1 protein-coding gene is annotated in these 1,808 nt (G+C 70.5%); it reads left to right on the top strand.

What is annotated here, in order from left to right:
- Positions 1-297 precede the first annotated feature (297 nt).
- Entirely contained in the window at positions 298-1,668 is a 1,371-nt protein-coding gene (locus tag WA805_RS15630) for an IS4 family transposase (protein WP_425242684.1), read from the top strand.
- The last annotated feature ends 140 nt before the right edge of the window (positions 1,669-1,808 follow it).

Raw genomic sequence — 1,808 nt, 5'->3', positions numbered from 1 at the left:
CCACTGTCTCCCACCACATGAAACAGCTCACAGAAGCTGGGCTCGTCACCCGTGAGCAGCGCGGCAAATGGGCCTACTACCGGGTCGTCTCCGGGGCCCTGCTGGCGCTGAGCGATACCCTGCGCGCCCCGGCAGCCTGAAAACCGCTCACCGCGCGGGATCCCGGGTTAGCAGCAAGGCCGGTTAGTTAAGCGAGTTGCGTGGCTGTCAAGGTGTGTTGGTTGGTGCGGTGGCAGCGGGACTCCGGTAAGTGAGGTTTGTCCGCCAAAGACATGCCTCGTCACCAGGAGCCCCGCCATGGATCAGTCTGTCATTTCCCGTGCCGTGTCGGTGGCCGGAGGCCGGTTCGCGCCGGGGCACCTGGGCGAGCTGACACAGCAGGTGCCGTTCGAGATGGTCGACGCGGTGCTGGAGGAAACGTGCCGGACCCAGCGGCGGGTGCGGGCCCTGCCCTCCCGGGTCGTGGTGTACCTGTTGCTGGCGGGGTGCCTGTTCGCCGAGCTGGGCTACACCCAGGTCTGGCACCGCGTGGCCGCGGGGCTGGGCGGGCTGCCCGCGGCGGTCCCGACCGCGTCCGCGATGACCCAGGCCCGGCGGAGGCTCGGCCCGGCTCCGCTGCGCGAGCTGTTCTTCCTGCTGCGCGGCCCGGCCACGGGCGGGGCGCGGTGGCGGGGACTGCTGGTCTGCGCGATCGACGGCACGATCATGACCGTTGCCGACAGCGAGGCGAACCTGGCCGTCTACTCCAGGCAGCGCGGCGGCAAGAACGGCCCCTCCGGCTACCCGATGCTGCGGCTGCTGGTCCTGGTCAGCTGCGGCACCCGCACCGTCATCGACGCCGTGTTCAGCCCCGTGTCCAAGGGCGAGACCACCTGCGCCCCGGCACTGCTCGCCAGCCTGCACGCGGGCATGATCCTGCTCGCCGACCGGAACTTCGGCGCCGGGCTCCTGGCCGCGCAGATCGCGGGAACCAGGGCCGACTTCCTGATCCGGGTCCGCAGCGGGAACTGCTCCCCGAAGCTTCCGGTCCTGAGCCGCTGCGGCGACGGGTCCTGGCTGTCGCGCTTCGGCGGCATCCCCGTCCGGGTCATCGACGCCGAGATCACCGTCACCACCAGCACCGGGCACGCCACGAGCGGCTGCCGGCTGATCACCACCCTCCTCGACCCGGCCCGCTACCCCGCCCCCGAGATCGCCGCTCTTTACCGCGAGCGCTGGGAGGTCGAGAGCGCCTACTTCGAGCTCAAGTCCACCATCCTCGGCGGCCGGGTCCTGCGCGCCCGCACCCCCGGCGGCATCGACCAGGAGGTCTACGCCCTGCTGGTCACCTACCAGGTGCTGCGCACCGCCATCGCCGACGCCGCTGGCACCGTCCCGGGCACCGACCCCGACCGCGCCAGCTTCACCGTCGCCCTGAACGCCGCCCGTGACCAGGTCATCCTCGCCGCCGGCGTCCTCGCCGGCCCAACTGCCGACCTGACCGGGACAATCGGCCGGCTCGTCCTGGCCAGCCTGATGCCCGGCAGGCGGCTGCGCATCAGCCCCCGCGTCGTCAAGCGCGCCATGTCCAGGTACAACGCCCGAGGCAAAGTCGACCGCGCAACCCGCAAGCCCACCATCGCCATCACCATCCTCGACGCTCCCTTGACACCCGGCGACGAACCTTAACTAACCGGCCTTGGGGTTAGCGGGCCGCCGATCTCGATGACAACGCGGAACTGGTCGGGCTTCAAGATGACGACCGTCAAGCCGACCGGGTCGCCGGTGGTGTCGTCGTCGAACCTGATCGTCACCGAGAAGGCGGACTG

Source organism: Trebonia sp. (assembly GCF_049794275.1).
Taxonomy (GTDB): Bacteria; Actinomycetota; Actinomycetes; order Streptosporangiales; family Streptosporangiaceae; genus Trebonia.
The sequence above is the reverse complement of the archived record's forward strand: the minus strand, read 5'-3'. Positions and strand labels throughout refer to the sequence as shown.

Excerpts from the sequence above, each read along its gene's own strand:
- WA805_RS15630 (WP_425242684.1), top strand. The coding sequence starts at position 298 with ATGGATCAGTCTGTCATTTCCCGTGCCGTGTCGGTGGCCGGAGGCCGG.